Here is a 22,660-nt window from a genome sequence, read left to right on the forward strand (position 1 = left end):
TTTTGCGTCCCTACCCTGCGTCCAATTTCGGCTGACGAGGCAAAAGCTACATGGCTACCAAAGCGATCGATCCGGGCACTGCATCGCAGCGCCGAAGCGAAGGCGGCACCGCAAAGCGGCGCATTCGCAAGGTCTTCGGCAACATCCACGAAGTCGTGCAGATGCCGAACCTGATCGAGGTCCAGCGCGAGAGCTACGAACAGTTCTTGCGCTCCGACAAGTCGACCGGCCATGTGTCCGGCCTGGAAAAGACGCTGCGCAGCGTCTTCCCGATCCAGGATTTCGCGGGCACCGCCTATCTCGATTTCGACGATTACGTGCTCGAGCCGCCGAAGTTCGACGTCGAGGAATGCCGTCAGCGCGGCATCACCTACGCGGCGCCGATGCGCGTCACGCTGCGTCTGACCGCGTTCGAGGTCGATCCCGATACCGAGGCCAAGTCGGTCATCGATATCAAGGAGCAGGACGTCTACATGGGCGACATGCCGCTCATGACCGAGAACGGCACCTTCTTCATCAACGGCACCGAGCGCGTCATCGTCAGCCAGATGCACCGGTCGCCGGGCGTGCTGTTCGATCATGATCGCGGCAAGACCCATGCGTCGGGCAAGTATCTGTTCGCCGCGCGCGTCATCCCGTACCGCGGCTCGTGGCTCGATTTCGAATTCGACGCCAAGGACATCGTCAACGTCCGTATTGACCGTAAGCGCAAGCTGCCGGTCACCGCGCTGCTCTACGCGCTCGGCATGACCAGCGAGGACATCCTCAACCACTTCTACAACCGCGTGACCTATGTCCGCGGCCAGGGCGGCTGGGAGATTCCGTTCGCGCCCGAGAATTGGCGTGGCGTGAAGCCGCTCTTCGACATCGTCGATGCGAAGTCCGGCGAGGTCGTTTTCGCGGCCAGCCAGAAGATCTCGCCGCGCGCCGCCAATAAGGCGCAGAAGGACGGGCTCACCACACTGCTGATTCCGACCGAGGAGATCTACGGTCGCTATTCGGCCTACGACCTGATCAACGAGACGACGGGCGAGATCTACGTCGAGGCCGGCGACGAGATCGGCGCCGAGAACCTCGAATTGCTCGACAAGGCCGGGATCGAGCGCATTGAGCTGCTCGACATCGACCATGTCTCGACGGGCCCGTGGATCCGCAACACGCTGAAGGCCGACAAGGCCGAAGAGCGCGAGCAGGCGCTGTCCGACATCTACCGCGTGATGCGCCCCGGCGAGCCGCCGACGCTGGAGACCGCGGAGTCGCTGTTCTCGGGCCTGTTCTTCGATCCGGATCGCTACGATCTGTCGGCGGTCGGTCGCGTCAAGCTCAACATGCGCCTCGACCTCGATGCCGAGGATACGGTGACGACGCTGCGCACCGAGGACATCCTCGCGGTGATCAAGACGCTGGTCGGCCTGAAGGACGGTCGCGGCGAGATCGACGACATCGACAATCTCGGCAACCGCCGCGTGCGCTCGGTCGGCGAGCTGCTGGAGAACCAGTACCGTGTCGGCCTGCTCCGCATGGAGCGCGCCGTGAAGGAGCGGATGTCGTCGGTCGACGTGTCGACGGTCATGCCGAACGACCTGATCAACGCCAAGCCCGCGGTTGCCGCGGTGCGAGAGTTCTTCGGCTCGTCGCAGCTCTCGCAGTTCATGGATCAGACCAACCCGCTCTCCGAAGTGACGCACAAGCGTCGCGTATCGGCGCTCGGGCCGGGCGGTCTGACCCGTGAACGCGCCGGCTTCGAAGTCCGCGACGTCCACCCGACGCACTATGGTCGGATCTGCCCGATCGAGACGCCGGAAGGCCCGAACATCGGCCTGATCAACTCGCTCGCGAGCTTCAGCCGGGTCAACAAGTACGGCTTCATCGAAACGCCGTACCGCAAGGTCGTCGACCACAAGGTCACTGACGACGTCGTCTATCTGTCGGCGATGGAAGAGGCCAAGCACACCATCGCGCAGGCATCGGCCGAGCTCGACACCGTAGGCGGGTTCAGCGAGGAGCTGGTCTCGTCGCGGCAGGCGGGCGAGTTCCTGATGGCGCTCCCCGACAACGTCACCCTGATGGACGTCAGCCCCAAGCAGCTGGTGTCGGTCGCGGCATCGCTGATCCCGTTCCTGGAAAACGATGACGCGAACCGCGCGCTGATGGGTTCGAACATGCAGCGCCAGGCGGTGCCGCTGGTTCGCGCCGAGGCGCCGTTCGTCGGCACCGGCATGGAAGAGACCGTGGCGCGCGATTCGGGCGCCGCGATCTCGGCACGCCGTGCGGGCATCGTCGACCAAGTCGACGCCGCGCGCATCGTGATCCGCGCGACCGGCGAGGTCGATGCCGGCAAGTCTGGCGTCGACATCTACACGCTGATGAAGTTCCAGCGCTCGAACCAGTCGACCTGCATCAACCAGCGTCCGCTGGTGAAGGTTGGCGACGTGGTGCAGGCCGGCGACGTGCTCGCCGACGGCCCGTCGACCGAGTTCGGCGAGCTGGCGCTGGGCCGCAACGCGCTCGTCGCGTTCATGCCCTGGAACGGCTACAACTACGAGGATTCGATCCTCATCAGCGAACGCATCGTGAAGGACGACGTGTTCACGTCGATCCACATCGACGAGTTCGAGGTGATGGCCCGCGACACCAAGCTGGGGCCGGAGGACATCACCCGCGACATCCCGAACGTCGGCGAGGAAGCACTCCGCAACCTCGACGAGGCGGGCATCGTCTATATCGGCGCGGAAGTGGAGCCGGGCGACATCCTGGTCGGCAAGATCACCCCCAAGGGTGAATCGCCGATGACTCCGGAAGAGAAGCTGCTGCGCGCGATCTTCGGCGAAAAGGCATCGGACGTGCGCGACACGTCGCTGCGCCTGCCGCCGGGCGTGTCGGGCACGATCGTCGACGTCCGCGTCTTCAATCGTCACGGCATCGACAAGGACGAGCGCGCGATGGCGATCGAGCGCGAAGAGATCGAGCGCCTGAAGAAGGACTCGGACGACGAGCGCACGATCCTCAACCGCGCGACCTGGAGCCGGCTGCGCGAGATGCTGCTGGATCAGACCGCGACGGCGACGCCGAAGGGCCTGAAGAAGGGCAGCATGATCGACATGGACCTGCTCGACAGCGTCGACCGCCACGATTGGTGGAAGTTCGCGGTCGCCGACGACAAGGTCCAGAGCGATCTGGAAGCCGTCAAGCAGCAGTATGACGAAGCCGCCAAGCGGATCACGGACAAGTTCCACGATCGTCGCGAGAAGCTGGAGCGGGGCGATGAGCTGCCGCCGGGCGTGCTCAAGATGGTGAAGGTCTTCGTCGCGGTGAAGCGCAAGCTGCAGCCCGGCGACAAGATGGCCGGCCGTCACGGCAACAAGGGCGTGATCTCGCGGATCCTGCCGGCGGAGGACATGCCGTTCCTCGCCGACGGGACGCCTGTCGACCTGGTGCTCAACCCGCTCGGCGTGCCGTCGCGGATGAACGTCGGGCAGATCTTCGAGACGCATCTCGGCTGGGCGGCGCGCAACCTGGGTCAGCAGATCCACGTCGCGCTCGAGGATTGGCGTGAGGCCAATCCCGACGCGAAGGGCGGCGCGATGCCCGACGCGGTCAAGGCTCGCCTGCTCGAGGTCTACGGCGAACATTACGCCGCGGACATCGAGGCACGCGACGGCGACCAGATCGTCGAGCTGGCGGAGAACCTGAAGACCGGTATTCCGATGGGCACCCCGGTGTTCGACGGCGCACGCGAGAGCGACGTGTCGGCGATGCTGGAACTGGCGGGGCTCGACACATCGGGCCAGTCGGACTTGTTCGACGGGCGCACCGGCGAGATGTTCGACCGTAAGGTCACTGTGGGCATCATCTACATGCTGAAGCTCCACCATCTGGTCGACGACAAGATCCACGCACGCTCGATCGGACCCTACTCGCTCGTCACCCAGCAGCCGCTGGGCGGCAAGGCACAGTTCGGCGGGCAGCGGTTCGGCGAGATGGAGGTCTGGGCGCTCCAGGCCTACGGCGCCGCCTACACGCTGCAGGAGATGCTGACCGTGAAGTCCGACGACGTGGTCGGCCGCACCAAGGTCTACGAGGCGATCGTCAAGGGCGACGATACCTTCGAGGCCGGCATCCCCGAGAGCTTCAACGTGCTCGTGAAGGAAATGCGCTCGCTGGGCCTGAACGTCGACCTGACCAGCCATGCGCTGGACGCGGACGGCGTCGCCATCGCGGCGGAGTAGTGTCCACCGTCACCCCGGCCTCGAGCCGGGGTCCCGCTGCCTTCGTTTGTCGAAGAAGAAGCGGGACCCTGGGTCAGGCCCGGGGTGACGATTACAGGTTTCCATCCAAGCCAGCGGCTTAGGAGCTGAAAATGAACGAACTCACCAACTTCGCCAATCCGGTCGCCAAGCCCGAGACTTTCGACCAGATCCAGATCGGCATCGCCTCGCCGGACAAGATCCGGTCATGGTCCTTCGGCGAGATCAAGAAGCCCGAGACCATCAACTATCGCACGTTCAAGCCCGAGCGTGACGGCTTGTTCTGCGCGCGCATCTTCGGTCCGATCAAGGATTACGAGTGCCTGTGCGGCAAGTACAAGCGCATGAAATACAAGGGCATCGTCTGCGAGAAGTGCGGTGTCGAAGTCACCGTCTCCAAGGTCCGCCGCGAGCGGATGGGCCATATCGAGCTCGCCGCGCCGGTCGCGCACATCTGGTTCCTGAAGTCGCTGCCGTCGCGCATCGGCCTGCTGCTCGACATGCAGCTGAAGCAGCTCGAGCGCGTGCTGTATTTCGAGGCGTACATCGTCATCGAGCCGGGCCTGACCCCGCTCGAAAAGTACCAGCTGATGACCGAGGACGAGCTCCTCGAGGCGCAGGATCAATATGGCGAGGACGCCTTCTCGGCCGGGATCGGCGCCGAAGCGGTGCGGATCATGCTCGAGAATCTCGACCTGGTCGGTGAGCGCACCCAGCTGCTCGAAGAGCTGGCGACCACCAAGTCGGAGCTCAAGCCCAAGAAGATCATCAAGCGGCTGAAGGTCGTCGAGAGCTTCATCGATTCGGGCAACCGTCCCGAATGGATGATCCTCGAGGTCGTTCCCGTGATCCCGCCCGAGCTGCGCCCGCTGGTGCCGCTCGACGGCGGCCGCTTCGCGACGTCGGATCTGAACGACCTGTATCGCCGCGTGATCAACCGCAACAACCGCCTGAAGCGGCTGATGGAGCTGCGCGCGCCGGACATCATCGTCCGCAACGAAAAGCGCATGCTGCAGGAAGCTGTCGACGCACTGTTCGACAACGGCCGCCGCGGCCGCACGATCACCGGCGCCAACAAGCGTCCGCTGAAGTCGCTCAGCGACATGCTGAAGGGCAAGCAGGGCCGCTTCCGCCAGAATCTGCTCGGCAAGCGCGTCGACTATTCTGGCCGATCGGTCATCGTCACGGGTCCGGAGCTGAAGCTGCACCAGTGCGGCTTGCCGAAGAAGATGGCGCTCGAGCTGTTCAAGCCGTTCATCTATGCACGCCTCGACGCCAAGGGCCTGAGCATGACGCTCAAGCAGGCCAAGAAGTGGGTCGAGAAGGAGCGCAAGGAAGTCTGGGACATCCTGGACGAGGTGATCCGCGAGCATCCCGTGATGCTCAACCGCGCACCGACGCTCCACCGTCTCGGCATCCAGGCCTTCGAGCCGGTGCTGATCGAGGGCAAGGCGATCCAGCTTCACCCGCTGGTCTGTTCCGCGTTCAACGCCGATTTCGACGGCGACCAGATGGCCGTCCACGTCCCGCTGAGCCTCGAGGCGCAGCTGGAAGCTCGCGTGCTGATGATGTCGACCAACAACATCCTGAGCCCGGCGAACGGCAAGCCGATCATCGTGCCGTCGCAGGACATGGTGCTCGGTCTCTATTACCTGTCGATGCTGAAGGAGAACGAGCCCGGCGAAGGCATGCTGATCTCCGACATGTCGGAGGTGCATCAGGCGTTGAACGCGGGTGCGGTCACGCTGCACACCAAGATCATCAGCCGCGTGCCGCAGACCGACGAGGCCGGTAAGCAGTATATGAAGCGGTTCGAGACGACCCCGGGCCGGATGCTGCTGGGCGAATGCCTGCCGCAATCGAGCAAGGTGCCGTTCGACACCGTCAATCGCCTGCTGACCAAGAAGGACGTCGGCGACGTCATCGACGAGGTCTATCGTCACACCGGCCAGAAGGAGACCGTGCTGTTCGCCGACGCGATCATGTCGCTCGGCTTCAAGCACGCGTTCAAGGCGGGCATCTCGTTCGGCAAGGACGACATGATCATCCCCGACGCGAAGATCCCGCTGGTCGACGAGACCCGTGCCCTCGTGAAGGACTTCGAGCAGCAGTATCAGGACGGCCTGATCACGCAGCAGGAGAAGTACAACAAGGTGATCGACGCCTGGAGCCGTTGCGGCGATCAGGTGGCCAACGCCATGATGAACGAGATCAAGGCGGTGAAGAAGCTCGACAACGGGCGTGAGGCACCGATCAACTCGATCTACATGATGGCGCATTCGGGCGCCCGCGGTTCGCAGGCGCAGATCAAGCAGCTCGCGGGTATGCGCGGCCTGATGGCCAAGCCTTCGGGCGAGATCATCGAAACGCCGATCATCTCGAACTTCAAGGAAGGCCTGACCGTCCTCGAATATTTCAACTCGACCCACGGCGCCCGCAAGGGTCTCGCGGACACCGCGTTGAAGACCGCCAACTCGGGTTACCTGACCCGCCGCCTCGTCGACGTGTCGCAGGATTGCGTCATCATCGAGGAGGATTGCGGTACCGAACGCGCGCTGGAGATGAAGGCGATCGTCCAGGGCGGCTCGACCATCGCGTCGCTCGGCGAGCGTATCCTCGGTCGCACCACGGCCGAGGACGTGGTCGACGCCAAGACCGGCAAGGTCGCGATCCCGTCGGGCACGTTGCTCGACGAGGCGATGATCACGCAGATCGAGGCGATCGGCATCCAGGGCATGAAGATCCGCTCGCCGCTGGTCTGCGAGAGCAAGATCGGCGTCTGCGGCAAGTGCTACGGGCGCGATCTCGCCCGCGGTACGCCGGTGAACATCGGCGAAGCGGTCGGCGTCATCGCGGCGCAGTCGATCGGCGAGCCCGGCACCCAGCTGACGATGCGGACCTTCCACATCGGCGGCGCGGCGCAGCTCAACGAACAGTCGAACCTGGAGGCACCTGCCGACGGTACGGTGGAGTTCCGCGACCTGCGCATCATCGTCGACCAGCGTGGTCGCCGCGTGGTGCTCAGCCGTTCGGGCGAGATCGCGATCGTCGACATGGATGGCCGCGAGCTCGCGGTGCACCGCATTCCCTACGGCGCCTACGTCATGTTCGATGATGGCCACATCATCAGCAAGGGCGACCGGATGGCCGAATGGGATCCGTTCACCATGCCGGTGATCACGGAGAACCCGGGCACGGTGAAGTATGTCGATCTGATCGAGGGCAAGACGCTCGTCGAGCAGACCGACGAAGCCACCGGCATCGCGCAGCGCGTGGTGATCGAATACCGTGCCGCGACCAAGTCGAAGGAGGATCTGCGTCCGCGCCTGACCCTGCTCGACGACGGCAGCGGCGAGGCGGGTCGCTACATGCTCGCATCGGGGGCGACGCTCTCGGTTGAGGACGGCGCGCAGGTGTTCGGCGGCGACGTGCTGGCGCGTGTCAGCCGCGAAAGCGCCAAGACCCGCGACATCACCGGCGGTCTGCCGCGGGTGGCCGAGCTCTTCGAGGCGCGCAAGCCGAAGGAGAACGCGATCATCGCCAAGGTCTCCGGCCGTGTCGTGTTCGGCAAGGATTACAAGGCCAAGCGCAAGATCGGGATCCAGCCCGAGGACGGTGGCGAGGTCGTGGAGTATCTGGTGCCGAAATCGAAGGTCATCGACGTTCAGGAAGGCGACTACGTCAAGCGTGGCGACAACCTGATCGGCGGCAGCCCCGATCCGCACGACATTCTCGAGGTCATGGGGATCGAGCCGCTGGCCGAATACCTCGTCTCCGAGATCCAGGAGGTCTATCGTCTCCAGGGCGTGAAGATCAACGACAAGCACATCGAGGTGATCGTTCGCCAGATGCTCCAGAAGGTCGAGATCATCGAGAGCGGCGACACCACGCTGCTGGTCGGCGAGCAGGTCGACCGCGAGGAGATGGACGCGATCAACGACAAGCTCGAGAAGAAGCAGACCAAGGCGCAGGGCAAGCCCGTCCTGCTCGGCATCACCAAGGCGTCGCTGCAGACCCGCAGCTTCATCTCGGCGGCGTCGTTCCAGGAGACCACCCGCGTCCTCACCGAGGCGGCGGTCCAGGGCAAGCAGGACCAGCTGATGGGCCTGAAGGAGAACGTGATCGTCGGCCGGCTGATCCCGGCAGGCACGGGTGCGGGCATGAACCGCCTCCGGGTCGCGGCCACCAGCCGCGACGCCGCGCTCCGCGTCCAACAGAAGAAGCTGCAGGAAGCGATGCTGGTCGCCCCGACCAGCGCCGCCGCCCTGCGCGAGGCCGAGGCCGCACGCAGCGTCCGCGACGAAGCCGGCATCGGCGACGACCCCCTCGCCGCAGTCGTCCCCTCGGGCGACGGCAGCGACGAAGCCGCCGGCGAGTATCTGAACGAAGCCGAATAAGCGTCGCCTGATACGATGAACCGAAGCCGCCGCCCGGGGAAACCCTGGCGGCGGTTTTGGTTTGGACGGTGTGATGTCCTTTCCCCGCCAGGGGCACTATCGCATATGGCTGCCGCGTCGGACGAGCTCTCTACTCTTCGTCACCCCGGACTTGATCCGGGGTCCCGCTAACTCGACGAGCCGCCTTCGTGGAATTCTTGAGAGCGGGACCCCGGATCAGGTCCGGGGTGACGGAGGAAGACCTGGTCACAACTGACATCCGATAGCACCGATCTAGCCTGGGACGAGGAACAGCGCTCACCCACGGCGAGTTGACTCCCGATGCCCGCCGCGCTCCCCCTGCCCCTGCCCGGCTTCCTCAAACAGGCGATCGTCGGGCAGGTCCGTGCGGTGTTCAACGATCAGGCGCGGGGCGAGCGGCCGGTGCAGCGGTCGGACAATGCGATGTTCGCGCCCGGATCGGTGATCTGGCGAGTGCATGGCGACGTCACCACGATGATGGTCGGCGGCGTCGCGGCGCTGCTGCTGCAGATGCTCCACCCCGCGGTGCTCGCCGGGGTGTGGGATCATTCCAACTTCCGCCAGGACATGCTCGGCCGGCTTCGGCGCACCGCAAGGTTCATCGCGCTCACCACCTATGGCGATCGTGAGGAAGCCGCGACGATGATCGCGCGGGTGCGGCGGATCCACGATCATATCGGCGGCACGCTGCCCGACGGCACGCCCTACAGCGCCACCGATCCGCGGCTGCTCGCCTGGGTCCACGTCACCGAAGCGACGAGCTTCCTCGACGCCTGGATCCGCTACGCCGAACCGCGGATGACCGCGCGCGATCAGGACCGGTATTTCGCGGAGATCGGCGAGGTCGCGGTCGCGCTCGGCGCCGATCCGGTGCCTTGCAGCCGCGACGAAGCCCGATCGCTGGTCCGCGAAATGCGCGCCGAGCTCGCCGCCACCGATCGCTCCACCGAGGTCGCGCGCATCCTCCTCGGCCAACGTGCGACCAACCCCGCGGTCGCGCCGGTCCAGGCGGTTACCTTCCAGGCCGCGATCGATCTTCTCCCCGCCTGGGCGCAGCGGATGCACGGCCTTTCGCCGTCCCCGCTGTCGGTGCCGCTGGTCCGCGGCGGCGCGCTCGGCCTGGCACGCACGCTACGCTGGGCGTTCAGCTAGCGGTTACTCCGCCGCCTCGGGCACCAGCTCCGGCACTTGCGCCAGTTCGGCCGCGAACCATGCGCAGGTCCGCTCAAGCCCTTCCTCGATCGGCACCCGCGGCGCCCATCCCAGCTGTTCGCGCGCCCGCGTGATGTCGGGGCGGCGGCGGCGGGGGTCGTCCTGCGGCAACGGACGGTAGATGAGATCGCCGGTGGTGCCGGTCATCGCGATCACTCGCTCTGCCAGTTCGCCGACGGTCAGCTCCACCGGGTTGCCGAGGTTGACCGGCTCGCTGCCGTCGATGTCCGATTCCATCAGCCGGATCAGCGCGTCGACCATGTCGGACACGTAGCAGAAGCTCCGCGTCTGGCTGCCGTCGCCATAGATGGTGATGTCGCGCCCCGACAGCGCCTGGCAGATCAGGTTCGACACCACGCGCCCGTCGTCGGGATGCATCTGCGGGCCATAGGTGTTGAAGATCCGCGCCACCCGCACCGCGACCCGCCGGCTGCGGACGTAATCGAACGCCAGCGCCTCCGCCGCCCGCTTGCCCTCGTCGTAGCAGGCACGCGGACCGGTACAGTTGACCCAGCCGCGATAGCCCTCGACCTGCGGATGCACCTCCGGGTCGCCATAGACCTCGCTGGTGGAGGTCAGCAGGAACCGCGCGCCAGCCAGTTCCGCCAGCCGCAGCAGGTGGTTCGTGCCGACCACGTTGGTCAGCATCGTGTGTTCGGGGTCGGCCTGATATTGCGGCGGCGAGGCCGCGCAGGCGAGGTTGTACACCCGGGTGATCCGATGCGCCTGGGACGTCACCGCCGCCGGCAGCGGCAGCACGATGTCCGCCTCGACGAAGCTGAAGCCCGCACGCCCTTCCAGCAGCCGCAGGTTCGACGCTCGCGAGGTCTGCAGATTGTCGAGGCACAGGACCTCGTGCCCTTCGGACAGCAGGCGGTCGCACAGATGTGATCCGATGAACCCCGCGCCGCCGGCGACCACGATCAGATCGGGTGCAGAAGATGCCATGCTCGTCTCTCCTATGGCGCTCGTCATGCGGCGCTCGTCAGTTCTGATGTCGTTGCGGTGGCCTCGGCCTCGATCAGGTGACGCTCGAGCTCGCCCGCGCGGATCGCGGCGGTGTGCTCGGCGAGCACGCGCCGCTGCGCGGCAATACCGATGGCCCCCGCATCGGTCCGTTCGATTGCGGCGATGGTGTCCGCGGTGCCGCGCGCGAGGATGATCTCGCGGTCGGGCACGAAGATCGACTCGATCCCGTCCCAGACGTCGGACACGATCGGGGTCGCGCACGCCGCCGCCTCGAACAGCCGGACCGAAGGCGACCAGCCCGCCGCGATCATGTCGTCGCGGGTCACGTTCAGCGTGAAGCGCGACGCGGAATAGAAGGCGGCGTGGGCCGACGGCGGCAGGTGGTCGATCCGCTCGACGTTCGCGGGCCAATCGATCTCGGCCGGATATTGTGGCCCGGCCACGACGAAGCGCCGATCGGGCAACGCCCGCGCCGGATCGATCAGCAGCCGCTCCAGCGTCGGCTGGCGGTCGGCGCTGTAGGTGCCGAGATAGGACAGGTCCCACTTCTTCTCGCCGCCGAGCGGGCGATAGGCTGCCTGATCGACCGAGCAATACAGCGCCCGCGCCGCAGGCGATCCGTAAGTGCGTTCGAGCAGGTCGAGCGTCGGCCCACCGGTGAACGACAGGTACACATCGTAGCGCGGGATCACCGCCGGGCTGAGATACTCGAAGTCGCCCCGCGCCAGCTTGGCCAGTGTCACCGGCGTATCGATATCGTAGAAGGCGGTGGTGCCGCCCGCGACCTCCTGCACGAAATGCGCGACCGCGACGCCTTCGGGCACGTAGGAGCCGACGATCACCGCGTCCGCCTCCGCAATCTCGGGCGTGAAGCGCGCGAGGTCGTCGAGATCGGTATAGAAGCACAGCGTGCAGAAATCCGGATCGGCTAGATCGCGTTGGTCGCGATACCAGGGCACGTCGCGTTCGAGGAAGAGGGCATCGTGCCCCCGCGCCGCGAACGCCTTCAACAGCGCTCGGAAGGTCGTCGCATGGCCGTTGCCCCAAGACGACGACAGGCTGAGCCCGAGGACGACGATCCTCATGCCGCCTCCGCCACACGCTCGGCATGCGCGCGGAACAGCGCGTCGACCTGCGCGCCGCGCAGCGAATAGGTATGCTCGGCCAGCACCCGCGCCAGCGCCGCGTCGCCGATCGCCTTGGCGCGCTCGGGGGTCAGTGCCGCCATGAGCTCGGCGACGTCCTGCCCGTCGCGCGCGACCAGCACTTCCTCGTCGGGGATCAGGAACTGCTCGATCCCCTCCCATGCGTCGGTGATAAGGCATGCCGCCGCGCCCGCCGCCTCGAACACGCGCGTGGCGGGCGAGAAGCCGATATGTGCCATCGAATCGCGCGCGACGTTCAGCACCGCCTTGGGGGTGCAGTTGAAGGCGTTGTGCTCGGCGGTGTAGACATGCCCGCGGTGCCGGACGTTGCCCGGCATGTCCTTCGTCTCCCAGCCATTGCCGCCGATCAGGAACGATCGGTCGGGCAGCGCTGCGGCGGGGCGAAGGAAGAACTCCTCGACCCGCGCCTCGCGATCGGGCAGCCGGTTGCCGAGGAAGGCTAGGTCGGCGTCGAAGCGCGCATCGGGCGCGACCGGGAAGTGCGTCGTCGGATCGAGTGCATTGTAGACCGGCACGCACTCGGCCGCGCCGAAGCCGCGATACGCATCGATCACCGGCGGGCCACCGCCATAGGTCAGCACCATGTCGATGTCGGGCAGCGCCGCGAGTACCGGATGGCCCGCATCCGCGCGCATCTCGTCGAGCGTCGCCGCGGCGTCGACGTCCCAGAAGATCTTCAGCGCATGCGGCGCCGCGCGCGCGACCACGCCTTCCAGCAGCTCCTTGTCGAACACCCCGACGCCGTTCGCCTTCACGACGATGTCCGCTCGCGCGGCGTCGGTCAGTACCTCGCGCATCGACGCCTCGGTCGCCGGGTAGACCACCACGCGTGCCCATTCCGGCGGATCGATGTCGCGATGCTGCTGGCGGTCGAACGCGTCGGGTTCATAGAAGGTGATGTCGTACCCGCGCCCCGCGAGATCGCGCAGGATGCCGCGATAATAGGTCGCGGCGCCGTTCCAGTAGGAGGACAACAGGCTCGAGCCGTAGAAGGCGATCTTCATGCGGCATCCTTTCTGGTGGTGGTCGTGATCGTCGGGACGATCGCGAGCAGTTCGTCGACGCGGTGGGCGCAGCTGTGTCGGGTGCGGATCGTCTCCAGCCCCGACGCGACCAGCTCGTCGCGCAGCGCCTGATCGTGGTGGATCGCACGCAGTGCCGCGGTGGTCGCGGGGCCGTCGGCGACCGACAGATAATCCTGCCCAGTGCGGAACAGCTTCTCGGTGTCGTTCCACGGCGCGGACACCAGCGGGATTCCGCAGGCGAGCGCCTCGAACATCCGGATCGTCGGGATGCCGGGCAGGATCGTCGCATAATAGCGCCGCGGCACGTGCACCGTCGCCAGATGCCGCGCGAAGATCGCGGGTGCCGAAGCGTTGGGCGCCCAGCCGCGATACCGCACGCCGTAGCGATCGAGCATCGCCAGCGCCTCGTCGGGGTAGCGCACCCCGTAGATGTCGAGCGGCAGCCCGGCCGCGACGGCGGGCGCGAACAGGAACGTCTCGAGTTCGGCGGTACGCTCGTTCTCGCCCCAGTTGCCGACCCAGACGAGCCCCTCTCGCGCGCCCTCCGTTGCGGGGGGGTGGAAGTGGCGAGTGTCCGCCGCCTCGTGCCAGGTCCACACCCGCCCCACCCAGCCCCAGCCGCGATAGACCTCGGACAGCGTCTCGCCGAATGCCAGCACGCCGTCGTATCCGTCGAGATCGAACGCGCGCATCTCCTCGGGCGCGCTCACTGCGCGGTGATGGGTGTCGTGGAACAACAGCGTGAAGCGCCCGCCTCGCGTCCGCCGCTCGCCGATCGCGGCGACCAGCGCCGGCTCGTTCCACTCGTGGACGATTACCAGGTCGACGCCATCAAGAAGCGCATCGAGATCGGGCGCGGCGGGATCGTAGACGATCGGATCGAGCTCGGGATAAGCGTCGCGGAACGGCGCCAGCCCCGCCTCGCCACCGTCGGCGATCAAATTGCCGAGGCTCCAATTGCCCGCCGGCTCGCAGGCGCGCACATCATGACCGCGCGCGATCAGGTCACGCAGCACGCCGCGAAGGAAATGCGCATTGCCGTGGTTCCAGCACGACCGCAGCGAATGCGTAAAATAGACGATCCTCACGCGGCGACCCTCCGCGCATCGACCAGCTGCGCATAGAGCGCCGCCATCTGCGCTGCGGTCGCCGCCGGCGTGTAGCGCGCCGCCCGATCCCGCGCGGCATCGCCGAGCATCGTCGCGCGGGCAGGGTCGCCGAGCAGCGCCTCGATCGCGGCGACATAACCGTCCGCGTCGCCCACCGGCACGAAGGTCGCCGCCCCGTCCCACAGCTCGTGGAAGGTCGGGATGTCCGACAGCACCAGCGGACACCCCGCCGCCGCAGCCTCCAGCACGGCCAGCCCGAACGGTTCGAATCGCGCCGCCGATACGAAGATCGGCCGTGCCGCCAGCTCGGCGGCCAGCGCCTCGGTGCCGAGCTGGCCGAGCAGCGTCAGGTGATCCGGCGTCACCGTCTCGCCATGCGGCCCGCGCGTCGTGCCAGCCGCGCGGAACGGCACCGATACCCGCGCCGCGACCCGGTCGAGCACCGACGTGTCCTTCACCCGGTCCCACAGCCGTCCGGCGGTGAACAGGCTGCGCGCGGGCCTCGCGTCGCTGGCCGCCAGCAGCGGCGACCGGCCATTGTGGATCACCAGCGGCGCCTGGACGAGCCCGTAATGCCGCGCGACCTCACCCGCATGCGTCGCGCTCGGCGTCACCACCGCGTCCGCTGCCATCAATGCCTGATGCGTCGCGGCCCGCTGCCAGCGGAACTCGATCGGCAAGGTCGTGCCATGCGCCGCATCCCACCATGTCGCGATGCAACCGTGCATCACCGCCACCACCGGCACCGCGAACCGCGTCCGCGCGCCGAGCGTCGGCATATTGAGCTGGACCAGATCGACCTGCCGCCTCGCCGCGATCGTCGCGATCGCCTCGCCCGCAGCGTAGATCGGCTCGGGGCCGTCGCACAGCCAGTCGATCGGCAGGCCGCTCTCGATCAACGTCGCACCCGCCACACCAGCCTCGTCACGCTGCGCCGGCGTCGCCAACGGCCCAAGCGTCACCAGCGTCGTCGTCACACCGAGCGGGACCAGTGCCGCCGCCAGATCGAGCGAATATTGCCATACGCCGCCGATCGCGTCGGTGGTCATCAACAGCGACAGGCGGCGGCTCATGACGCCATCGCGTGCGGCTCGGCGATCGGCAGGTTCAGCCGCCGCTCGGCCACCAGCCACCGCGCCAGCGCGGCGACGCCGTCGCGCCACGGCACCTTGGGCGACAGGTCCAGTGCAACCTGCGCGGCGCGCGTGTCCGCGACGAAGTAGCGCTGGTCGCCCGCGCGCCAGTCCGCATAGTCGATCGCGACGTCGCGCCCGATCAGCGTGCCGATATGCGCCAGCAGCTCGCGCAGGCTGACCGCATTGTCCGGCCCGCCGCCCAGGTTGAAGGCGCGGCCCTCTATCGCATCGATCCGCTCCCATGCGCGCACATAGGCGTCGACCGCGTTGGACACGTCGAGGATGTCGCGCACCTGGCAGCCGTCGCCATAAAGCGTGATCGGCTCGCCCGAGAGCGCGCGGATCAGGAAATGCGCGACCCAGCCCTGGTCCTCGGTGCCCATTTGGCCGCGGCCATAGATGCAGCTCATCCGCAGCACCGCGGTGGGCACCCCGAAGCTGCGCGCGTAATCAAGGACATATTGGTCCGCCGCGCCCTTCGAACAGCCATAGGGCGTGTGGAAGTCGAGCGGCCGCGCCTCGCCGATGCCGTTGAGGCGGACCGCCGCGTCTTCAGGCACATAGGCGTCGTCGTGAAGCGCGAAGCTGAGGTCGGCGAGGTCGCCATAGACCTTGTTGGTCGACGCGAAGATCAGCGGCGTCCGGTCGCCGCGCAACCGCAGCGCCTCCAGCAGGTTGAGCGTGCCCGCGATGTTGATGGCGAAGTCGTCGCGCGGATCGACCATGCTGGTGGTCACCGCCACCTGCGCGGCGAGATGGAACACCGCCGTCGCGTCATGCACCGCGGCCGCGATCGCGGCCTCGTCACGGATATCGGCGTGGACGAACTCGATCTGGTCGCCGTGATTGCCCTGCAACCAAGCCAGGTTCCGCTCGGTTCCCGTCCGCGACAACGCGTCGTACACCCGCACCCGGTGCCCGTCTCGCGCCAGTCGATCGGCGAGGTTGGACCCGATGAACCCCGCGCCTCCCGTGATCAGGACCGGCTCGCTCACGCTAATCCTCCCCGGCACGGGAAGGGGGACCGCGCATCGCAGATGCGTGTGGAGGGGGGCCAGCCCCGAACGCTACGCCCAGTGGAAAACCCCCTCCACCACGCTGCGCGCGGCCCCCCTCCCCGTGCCGACGAGGAATGGAGAAGACACCGCTCACGCCACCAGTCCCCGGCTCTCGAGCTCCGCGCGCATCTGTTCGACCTTGTCGGTCGCGGTCTGCTCCGCCACCCACTCCGCAAGCGCCGCCAGGCCCTCGCCGAAATCCTGGCGCGCCCGGAAATCCAGCGTCTCGGCCGCCAGCGCGGTGTCGCAGAAGCAATGCCGGATGTCGCCGATCCGCGCCTTGCCGACGATGATCGGCTCGATCTCGTTCTTGCCCATCGCCCGCGCCAGCTCGGTCGCGACCTCGGTCACCGATCGATCGTGCCCCGATCCGATGTTGAACGTGCCGCCCACCGCCTGCGGCAGGACCAGCGCGTCGGCGAATGCGCGCGCGACGTCGCTGACATGGACGAAGTCGCGCCGCTGCTCGCCATCCTCGAAGATCATCGGCTGCTGCCCGTTGAGCAGCCGCGACGCGAAGATCGCGAGCACCCCGGTATAGGGGTTCGACAGCGCCTGCCCCGGCCCGTAGACGTTGAACAGGCGCAGGCAGACGCCCTCCATCCCGTACGGCGCGGCCATGATGTGGGTGGTGCGCTCCTGCACATATTTGTTGAGCGCGTAGATCGACGACAGTGCCGGGCGCTTCCATTCCGGCGTCGCTACCGGCGCCAGTGGCCGGCCCTGTGCGTCGACCGGCTCCCAGTTGGTCAGCCCGTCGCGGAGCCCTCTGCGCTCGGCATCCTCGACCAGCCCACCGTCGGCGTCGCGGTACAGCCCCTCGCCGTAGATCGACATCGACGACGCGGTGACGACCCGTCGCACCGGCTTGTCGATCAGCGCCTCGAACAGCACCGCGGTGCCGACGTCGTTGGTCGAGGTATAGCGCTCGACCTCGTACATAGATTGCCCGACCCCGACCTCGGCGGCCAGGTGGATGACGCTGTCGACGCCCGTTAGCGCCGCGCTCACCGCCACCTTGTCGCGCACGTCGCCGCGGATCAGCTCGGCCTCGGCGTTGAGCATCTTCGATCCGTCGACGTCGCCATGGACCTGGTCGATCAGACTATCGAGCACGCGGACCTTGTTGCCGCGCGCGAGCAACTCGTCGGTGACGAAGCGGCCGATGAAGCCGGCGCCGCCGGTGATGAGGATCGTCTCGCTCATGAGGCGTGCTTGATCGAAGTTATTGCCGTCGTCGTGACGAACGTGGTGGATCGTATCATTCGCTGCGTCGCCCCCTGCTCTCAGCGTGGATTACAGTACGGAAACCGATCTTCTTCTTCTTTGTTCCACTTAACTTACATCAATCTTCTAAGTAGCTTATCGCAGGAACTTAGAAGCTGGTGTGAGTGTTGGGGCGGCAATGATCGGCTGTTGGTCGGCTCGGCAAAAGGGGCAATTCGCACATCGTGGCCGTCAATCTTCTGCTCATCCGGCATGCCGCGCATGTGCATCTCGACAGAATATTTTCGGGTCGTCTGCCCGGGGTCGCGCTCAGCGACGACGGCCACGCGCAAGCCGATCGGCTCGGCGTCGCGCTCGCCGATGAACCGATTGACCGGATCCTGTGCAGCCCGCTCGACCGCACCCGCCAGACCGCCGAGGCGGTCGCCGCGCCGCATGGCATTGCCGCCGAGCCGGACGACGCGCTGCTCGAGATCGACATGGGCGACTGGACCGGCCGCGCGCTCGGCAGCTTTTCGGACGAGCCCGCCTGGACCGCGTGGAACGCCCGGCGCGGCACCGCGCGTATTCCCGGCGGCGAGACCATGGCGGAGGCGCAGGCGCGGATCGTAGCGCTGCTTGATCGGCTGGCGTCGTCCGACGACGGCCGGACCGTCGCGATCGTCAGCCATGCCGACATGATCCGCGGCGCGGTCGCGCACGCACTGGGGTTGCCGCTCGACAATCTGCTGCGCTTCGACGTCGGGCCGGCCTCTGCCACCCGGTTGGTCTGGGGCGATTGGGGCGCGCGGCTGATGTCGCTCAACGAACAACCGGGGGAAGCGAAACGATGATGGCGACCATGACCGAAGACAGTTTGCGCGAACGGGTGGCGGCGCTCGCCCCCTGGTTCCACAATATCGATCTCGGCGACGGCATCGTCACCGCGCCGGATCACTTCCTCGGCGATTATCCGCGCTTCAAGTTCGCGCGCTTCGCGGCCGCGCTGCCCGCGGACCTCACCGGCAAGACCGTGCTCGACATCGGCTGCAACGCCGGCTTCTATTCGGTCGAGATGAAGCGCCGCGGTGCCGCGCGGGTGCTCGGGATCGACAGCGACGACCGCTACCTGGCCCAGGCCCGCCTCGCCACCGACGCGCTCGGCTTCACCGATGTCGAGTTCCGCAACCTGTCGGTCTATGACATCGCCGCGCTGGGCGAGCGGTTCGACGTCGTGATCTTCATGGGCGTGCTCTACCACCTCCGCCACCCGCTGCTCGCGCTCGATCTGATCCGCGAACATGTCGCCGGCGACATGATGCTGTTCCAGACCATGCAGCAAGGCTCCGACGACGTTGCCGATGTCCCCGCCGACCACCCCTTCCACAAGCCCGGCACCTTCGATCCGCCCGAATATTTCGACGAGCCCGGCTATCCAAAGATGCACTTCATCGAACGCGAGTTCGCGCACGACTGGAGCAATTGGTGGGCGCCGAACCGCGCCGGCACCGAGGCGATGCTGCGCGCGGCGGGCTTCACCATCGAGTCGCATCCGGAGCACGACGTCTATCTCTGCCGCGTCGCCCCGGTCCCCTATGCCGATTTCGGACCCGCCGCGGTTTATCCCGCCCGCGCGGGCATCAACGGAGACGCGCGATGATCGAAGCCGCGATGATCTGGAACGAACCCAATAACAAGTCGCATTGGGATCCCGCGATTGACCCGGACTGGTCGATCTTCTCCGACACCGTGATCCGCGCCGGCGGTGCGATCCGGGCGATCAATCCCGCGATCACCCGCGTGCTCGGCGGCATGTCGCCGATCGATCCGCACTGGCTCAAGCGCATCGAGGCGCACGGCGCGCTCGACGCGGTCGACGTCGTCGCGGTCCATGGCTTTCCGCTCGATTGGAATCTGTGGTCGATCCACGAATGGCCCGATCGCATCGCCGAGATCGAGGCGGTCACCGACAAGCCTATCTGGGTCACCGAGGTCGGCGTCGGCTCGTTCGGGGCCGAGGAGGTGCAGGTGTTCGGCGTCAAGCGGACCGCCGAGCTTCTGATCGGCCGGGTGCCGCGGATCTTCTGGTATTCGCTGTTCGACCTGCCGATGGAATGGGGCGCCGAGACCCGCCACCGCGAGGCCGAGGGATCGAGCTATTACCGCCATTTCTACATGGGCCTGATCCGCCCCGACGGTACGCCCAAGCCCTCGCTCGACGAATATGCCAAGGTCGCAAGTGAGATGGGACTGATGCAGTGGTTCCACTATCAGGACCCTCGCCTCGACGATGCGGTCGCGTGGATGAAGCGGCTCGGCACGCGCAAGCTGCGCACCGGGTTGAGCTGGGCGGACAGCTTCCGCCCCGACGCGATCGACTGGTTCGACCGGCAGATGGAGGCGCTCGCCGACTTCGACGTCACCGTCACCTTCTGCTTCACTCCCGAGCATCTCGGCGTCGCCCCGCATCACACCAGCGCCGCGCAGGATCCGCAGGCATTCGCCGATTTCTGCGCGTGGATGATCGACCGGTACGCGCCCGCGCCGCCAGTGGTCGCGACCGGCACGTGATCGCTCAGCCGCGGGTCGGCGCCGCCGCCTCGATCGCGTCGAGCACGCGTTCGGGCTGCACGTCGCGCTCGATCTCGCCGACGTCCTCGCTGTCGATCTCGACCTCGAGCTTGCGCGCGATGCACGCCACCAGCGAGGCGAGCCGCGACAGCTCGTGTTCGGCCAGCAGGTTGATGTGCAGGTCGAGATCGGCGCGCCGATCGGCAATCGCCGCCATCCGGTTCTGGCTGATCAGCACGAAGGTCGACAGGAAAATCGCCTCCACCGACGCGATCATCGCCAGCACCACGAAGCTCGGGTCGAACGGTTTCACGATCGGCAGCCAGCCCAGGTTGATCAGGATCCAGCCGCCGAAGCCCACCAGGTGCAACGCGACGAAGGTCATCGATCCGGCGAAGGCGGTGATCGCATCGGACAGCCGTTCGCTGATCGGTGCCGCGGCCGCCTCGCGACGCTGGCGCGTGGCGAGCCGCTCGATATTGTCTTCGAGCGTGCGGGTCATTCCCGGCTCCGTGCGTTCGACCTCGGCCATGTCAATCCAAGCCGCATCCGCGCGGAAAGGTTCCTAAGTGACTGAAACGATGCAGGCGGCGGTGCTCACCGGCCCCGCGGCGATGATCATGGCCACGGTGCCGCTGCCCATGCCCGGCGCCGGCGAGGTCCGCGTCCGGCTGGAGGGGTGCGGCGTCTGTGCGTCCAACGTCGAACCCTATGAAGGCCAGCCCTGGTCGACCTTCCCCGGCGACGCCGGCGGGCTCGGCCACGAGGGCTGGGGCCTGGTCGACGCGATCGGCGACGGCGTCGACGACATCCGCGTCGGCGACCGGGTGGCGACGCTCGCGGGCCACAGCTTCGCCGGATACGACATCGCACGCGCCGATCAGGTTGCGGTGCTGCCGCCCGCGCTCGCGGGCAAGCCCTTCCCCGGCGAGCCGCTCGGCTGCGCGATGAACATCTTCCGACGTGCCGACATCCACCCGGGGCAGACCGTCGCGATCGTCGGCATCGGCTTTCTCGGCGCGGTGCTCACTCGCCTCGCCACCGACGCGGGTGCGCGGGTGATCGCGATCTCGCGGCGGCAATCCTCGCTCGATCTCGCGCGCCGCTTCGGTGCCGCGGAAACGATCGTGATGGACAATCACTATCGCATCATCGACGACGTCAAACGGATCACCGGCGAGGCGCTGTGCGAGCGGGTGATCGAGGCGGTCGGCAAGCAATGGCCGCTCGATCTCGCGGGCGAGCTGGTGGGGTTCGGCGGCAAGCTGATCGTCGCCGGCTATCACCAGGACGGCCCCCGCCAGGTCAGCATGCAGATGTGGAATTGGAAGGGTATTGACGTGATCAACGCGCACGAACGCGATCCCGCGGTCAACCTGCGCGGCCTGCGCGAAGCGATCGAAGCGGTTGCCAGCGGCCGGCTCGATCCCGCGCCGCTCTACACCCATCGGTATCCGCTCGCCCGCGTCGCCGAGGCGATCGAGGCGACCCGCGACAAGCCCGACGGCTTCGTGAAGGCGCTCGTGACCTATGACTGACAAGCCTCGCATCGGGTTCCTCGGCACCGGCTGGATCGGTCGTCACCGCATGGCGGCGATCCTCGCAGACGGCCGGGTCGAGGCGGTCGCGATCGCCGATCCCTCCCCCGAGATGGCCGCAGAGGCCCAACGCCTCGCCCCCGCTGCCGCGCTGGTCACGACGCTCGACGAGATCCTCGCGCTCGCGCCCGACGGCGTCGTCATTGCCACCCCCAGCGCACTCCACGCCGCCCAGTCGATCCAGGTGCTCGACGCTGGCGCCGCGGTTTTCTGCCAGAAGCCGCTCGGCCGCAGCGGCGACGAGGCCGCCGCGGTCGTCGCCGCCGCCCGCGCCGCGGACCGGCTGTTGGGCGTCGACCTGTCCTACCGCTTCACCACCGGCATGCAGCGCATCGCCGCGCTCGTCCGCAATGGCGAGCTCGGCGACATCCACAGCGTCGACCTGGTCTTCCACAACGCCTATGGCCCCGACAAGCCGTGGTTCTACGACCGCGCCCAGTCCGGCGGCGGCTGCGTAATGGACCTCGGCGTCCACCTCGTCGATCTCGCGCTCTGGACGCTCGGCTTTTCCGAGGTCCGCGAGGTCCGCTCTCACCTGACCGCAGGCGGGAGGCCCGTCGCCGCCGACGGGATCGAGGATTTCGCGATCGCCGAGATCGTGCTCGCCACCGGCACGATCATCCGCCTCGCCTGTTCGTGGCGTGCACATGCGGGCCGCGATGCCGAGATTTCCGCGCAATTCTACGGCACCGCCGGCGGCGCCGCGCTCCGCAACGTCGACGGCTCCTTCTACGATTTCAGCGCGGAACGCTACCGCGGCACCGCCGCCGAGCCGCTGTCCACCCCGCCCGAGGAATGGGGCGGCCGCGCCGCGGTCGACTGGGCACGACGCTTGGCGGACGGCCAGCGCTTCGATCCCGCGGCCGATCACCTCATCGTGGTCTCCCGCGTGCTCGATCGGATCTACGCCGGCTGATCAGGAACGAATGAGCAACGGCGTGGTTG

16 protein-coding genes are annotated in these 22,660 nt (G+C 67.1%); 8 read left to right on the top strand and 8 right to left on the bottom strand.

Going from position 1 to position 22,660, the window contains the following annotated elements:
- Window positions 1-50 precede the first annotated feature (50 nt).
- The 3 genes from rpoB to ACT009_RS06505 all read left to right on the top strand — a co-directional run bounded on the left by rpoB (window position 51) and on the right by ACT009_RS06505 (window position 9,817).
- Window positions 51-4,229: a DNA-directed RNA polymerase subunit beta gene (gene rpoB / locus ACT009_RS06495; protein WP_445193521.1), complete on the top strand. Its 4,179-nt coding sequence runs from the start codon at window positions 51-53 to the stop codon at window positions 4,227-4,229.
- A gap of 131 nt (window positions 4,230-4,360) precedes the next feature.
- On the top strand, window positions 4,361-8,644 hold the full coding sequence (gene rpoC / locus ACT009_RS06500; RefSeq protein WP_445193522.1) for a DNA-directed RNA polymerase subunit beta': 4,284 nt from the start codon (window positions 4,361-4,363) through the stop codon (window positions 8,642-8,644).
- Between the two features lie 321 nt (window positions 8,645-8,965).
- Window positions 8,966-9,817: an oxygenase MpaB family protein gene (locus tag ACT009_RS06505; RefSeq protein ID WP_445193523.1), complete on the top strand. Its 852-nt coding sequence runs from the start codon at window positions 8,966-8,968 to the stop codon at window positions 9,815-9,817.
- Window positions 9,818-9,820: 3 nt separating this feature from the next.
- Here ACT009_RS06505 and ACT009_RS06510 read toward each other — a convergent pair whose 3' ends face one another.
- The 7 genes from ACT009_RS06510 to ACT009_RS06540 all read right to left on the bottom strand — a co-directional run bounded on the left by ACT009_RS06510 (window position 9,821) and on the right by ACT009_RS06540 (window position 17,546).
- Window positions 9,821-10,825 carry a UDP-glucuronic acid decarboxylase family protein gene (locus ACT009_RS06510; RefSeq protein WP_445193524.1) on the bottom strand — a complete coding sequence of 335 codons (1,005 nt, stop codon included), beginning with the start codon at window positions 10,823-10,825 and terminating at the stop codon, window positions 9,821-9,823.
- 23 nt (window positions 10,826-10,848) lie between these two features.
- Entirely contained in the window at window positions 10,849-11,931 is a 1,083-nt protein-coding gene (locus tag ACT009_RS06515; RefSeq protein WP_445193525.1) for a CgeB family protein, read from the bottom strand.
- On the bottom strand, window positions 11,928-13,016 hold the full coding sequence (locus tag ACT009_RS06520) for a CgeB family protein (protein WP_445193526.1): 1,089 nt from the start codon (window positions 13,014-13,016) through the stop codon (window positions 11,928-11,930). The genes ACT009_RS06515 and ACT009_RS06520 overlap by 4 nt, the downstream gene beginning before the upstream one ends.
- Complete coding sequence (locus tag ACT009_RS06525) at window positions 13,013-14,125, bottom strand: CgeB family protein (RefSeq protein ID WP_445193527.1); 1,113 nt, start codon at window positions 14,123-14,125, stop codon at window positions 13,013-13,015. Before ACT009_RS06525 ends, ACT009_RS06520 begins: the two co-directional genes overlap by 4 nt.
- Window positions 14,122-15,219, bottom strand: coding sequence for a glycosyltransferase family 4 protein (locus tag ACT009_RS06530; RefSeq protein WP_445193528.1), 1,098 nt, complete (start codon window positions 15,217-15,219; stop codon window positions 14,122-14,124). Before ACT009_RS06530 ends, ACT009_RS06525 begins: the two co-directional genes overlap by 4 nt.
- Window positions 15,216-16,277, bottom strand: coding sequence for an SDR family NAD(P)-dependent oxidoreductase (locus ACT009_RS06535; protein WP_445193529.1), 1,062 nt, complete (start codon window positions 16,275-16,277; stop codon window positions 15,216-15,218). The genes ACT009_RS06530 and ACT009_RS06535 overlap by 4 nt, the downstream gene beginning before the upstream one ends.
- A 153-nt stretch (window positions 16,278-16,430) precedes the next feature.
- Window positions 16,431-17,546, bottom strand: a complete 1,116-nt coding sequence (locus ACT009_RS06540; RefSeq protein WP_445193530.1) for an NAD-dependent epimerase/dehydratase family protein — start codon at window positions 17,544-17,546, stop codon at window positions 16,431-16,433.
- A 245-nt stretch (window positions 17,547-17,791) separates the two neighbouring features.
- On the opposite strand from ACT009_RS06540, the gene ACT009_RS06545 reads away from it, so the two are divergent.
- Genes ACT009_RS06545 through ACT009_RS06555 form a run of 3 tightly spaced genes read left to right on the top strand, consistent with a single transcriptional unit; the run spans window position 17,792 to window position 20,117 of the window.
- The gene (locus ACT009_RS06545; protein WP_445193531.1) at window positions 17,792-18,400 is read left to right on the top strand and encodes a histidine phosphatase family protein; all 609 of its coding nucleotides are present in this window, start codon (window positions 17,792-17,794) and stop codon (window positions 18,398-18,400) included.
- 8 nt (window positions 18,401-18,408) lie between these two features.
- On the top strand, window positions 18,409-19,206 hold the full coding sequence (locus ACT009_RS06550) for a TIGR04290 family methyltransferase (protein WP_445193532.1): 798 nt from the start codon (window positions 18,409-18,411) through the stop codon (window positions 19,204-19,206).
- On the top strand, window positions 19,203-20,117 hold the full coding sequence (locus tag ACT009_RS06555; protein ID WP_445193533.1) for a glycosyl hydrolase: 915 nt from the start codon (window positions 19,203-19,205) through the stop codon (window positions 20,115-20,117). The genes ACT009_RS06550 and ACT009_RS06555 overlap by 4 nt, the downstream gene beginning before the upstream one ends.
- Window positions 20,118-20,121: 4 nt before the next feature.
- Here ACT009_RS06555 and ACT009_RS06560 read toward each other — a convergent pair whose 3' ends face one another.
- A complete protein-coding gene (locus ACT009_RS06560) occupies window positions 20,122-20,619 on the bottom strand; it encodes a DUF1003 domain-containing protein (protein WP_445193534.1) in 498 nt (165 codons plus the stop codon).
- A gap of 67 nt (window positions 20,620-20,686) precedes the next feature.
- Here ACT009_RS06560 and ACT009_RS06565 point away from each other — a divergent pair, with 67 nt between their 5' ends.
- Both ACT009_RS06565 and ACT009_RS06570 read left to right on the top strand, forming a co-directional pair.
- Entirely contained in the window at window positions 20,687-21,655 is a 969-nt protein-coding gene (locus tag ACT009_RS06565; RefSeq protein ID WP_445193535.1) for an MDR/zinc-dependent alcohol dehydrogenase-like family protein, read from the top strand.
- Window positions 21,648-22,631 carry a Gfo/Idh/MocA family protein gene (locus tag ACT009_RS06570; RefSeq protein WP_445193536.1) on the top strand — a complete coding sequence of 328 codons (984 nt, stop codon included), beginning with the start codon at window positions 21,648-21,650 and terminating at the stop codon, window positions 22,629-22,631. The genes ACT009_RS06565 and ACT009_RS06570 overlap by 8 nt, the downstream gene beginning before the upstream one ends.
- The last annotated feature ends 29 nt before the right edge of the window (window positions 22,632-22,660 follow it).

This window comes from Sphingomonas sp. Tas61C01, assembly GCF_052567495.1.

Coding starts and splice junctions, on each gene's coding strand:
- rpoB (WP_445193521.1), top strand. CDS start 51: ATGGCTACCAAAGCGATCGATCCGGGCACTGCATCGCAGCGCCGAAGC.
- rpoC (WP_445193522.1), top strand. CDS start 4,361: ATGAACGAACTCACCAACTTCGCCAATCCGGTCGCCAAGCCCGAGACT.
- ACT009_RS06505 (WP_445193523.1), top strand. CDS start 8,966: ATGCCCGCCGCGCTCCCCCTGCCCCTGCCCGGCTTCCTCAAACAGGCG.
- ACT009_RS06510 (WP_445193524.1), bottom strand. CDS start 10,825: ATGGCATCTTCTGCACCCGATCTGATCGTGGTCGCCGGCGGCGCGGGG.
- ACT009_RS06515 (WP_445193525.1), bottom strand. CDS start 11,931: ATGAGGATCGTCGTCCTCGGGCTCAGCCTGTCGTCGTCTTGGGGCAAC.
- ACT009_RS06520 (WP_445193526.1), bottom strand. CDS start 13,016: ATGAAGATCGCCTTCTACGGCTCGAGCCTGTTGTCCTCCTACTGGAAC.
- ACT009_RS06530 (WP_445193528.1), bottom strand. CDS start 15,219: ATGAGCCGCCGCCTGTCGCTGTTGATGACCACCGACGCGATCGGCGGC.
- ACT009_RS06540 (WP_445193530.1), bottom strand. CDS start 17,546: ATGAGCGAGACGATCCTCATCACCGGCGGCGCCGGCTTCATCGGCCGC.
- ACT009_RS06550 (WP_445193532.1), top strand. CDS start 18,409: ATGACCGAAGACAGTTTGCGCGAACGGGTGGCGGCGCTCGCCCCCTGG.
- ACT009_RS06555 (WP_445193533.1), top strand. CDS start 19,203: ATGATCGAAGCCGCGATGATCTGGAACGAACCCAATAACAAGTCGCAT.
- ACT009_RS06560 (WP_445193534.1), bottom strand. CDS start 20,619: ATGACCCGCACGCTCGAAGACAATATCGAGCGGCTCGCCACGCGCCAG.
- ACT009_RS06570 (WP_445193536.1), top strand. CDS start 21,648: ATGACTGACAAGCCTCGCATCGGGTTCCTCGGCACCGGCTGGATCGGT.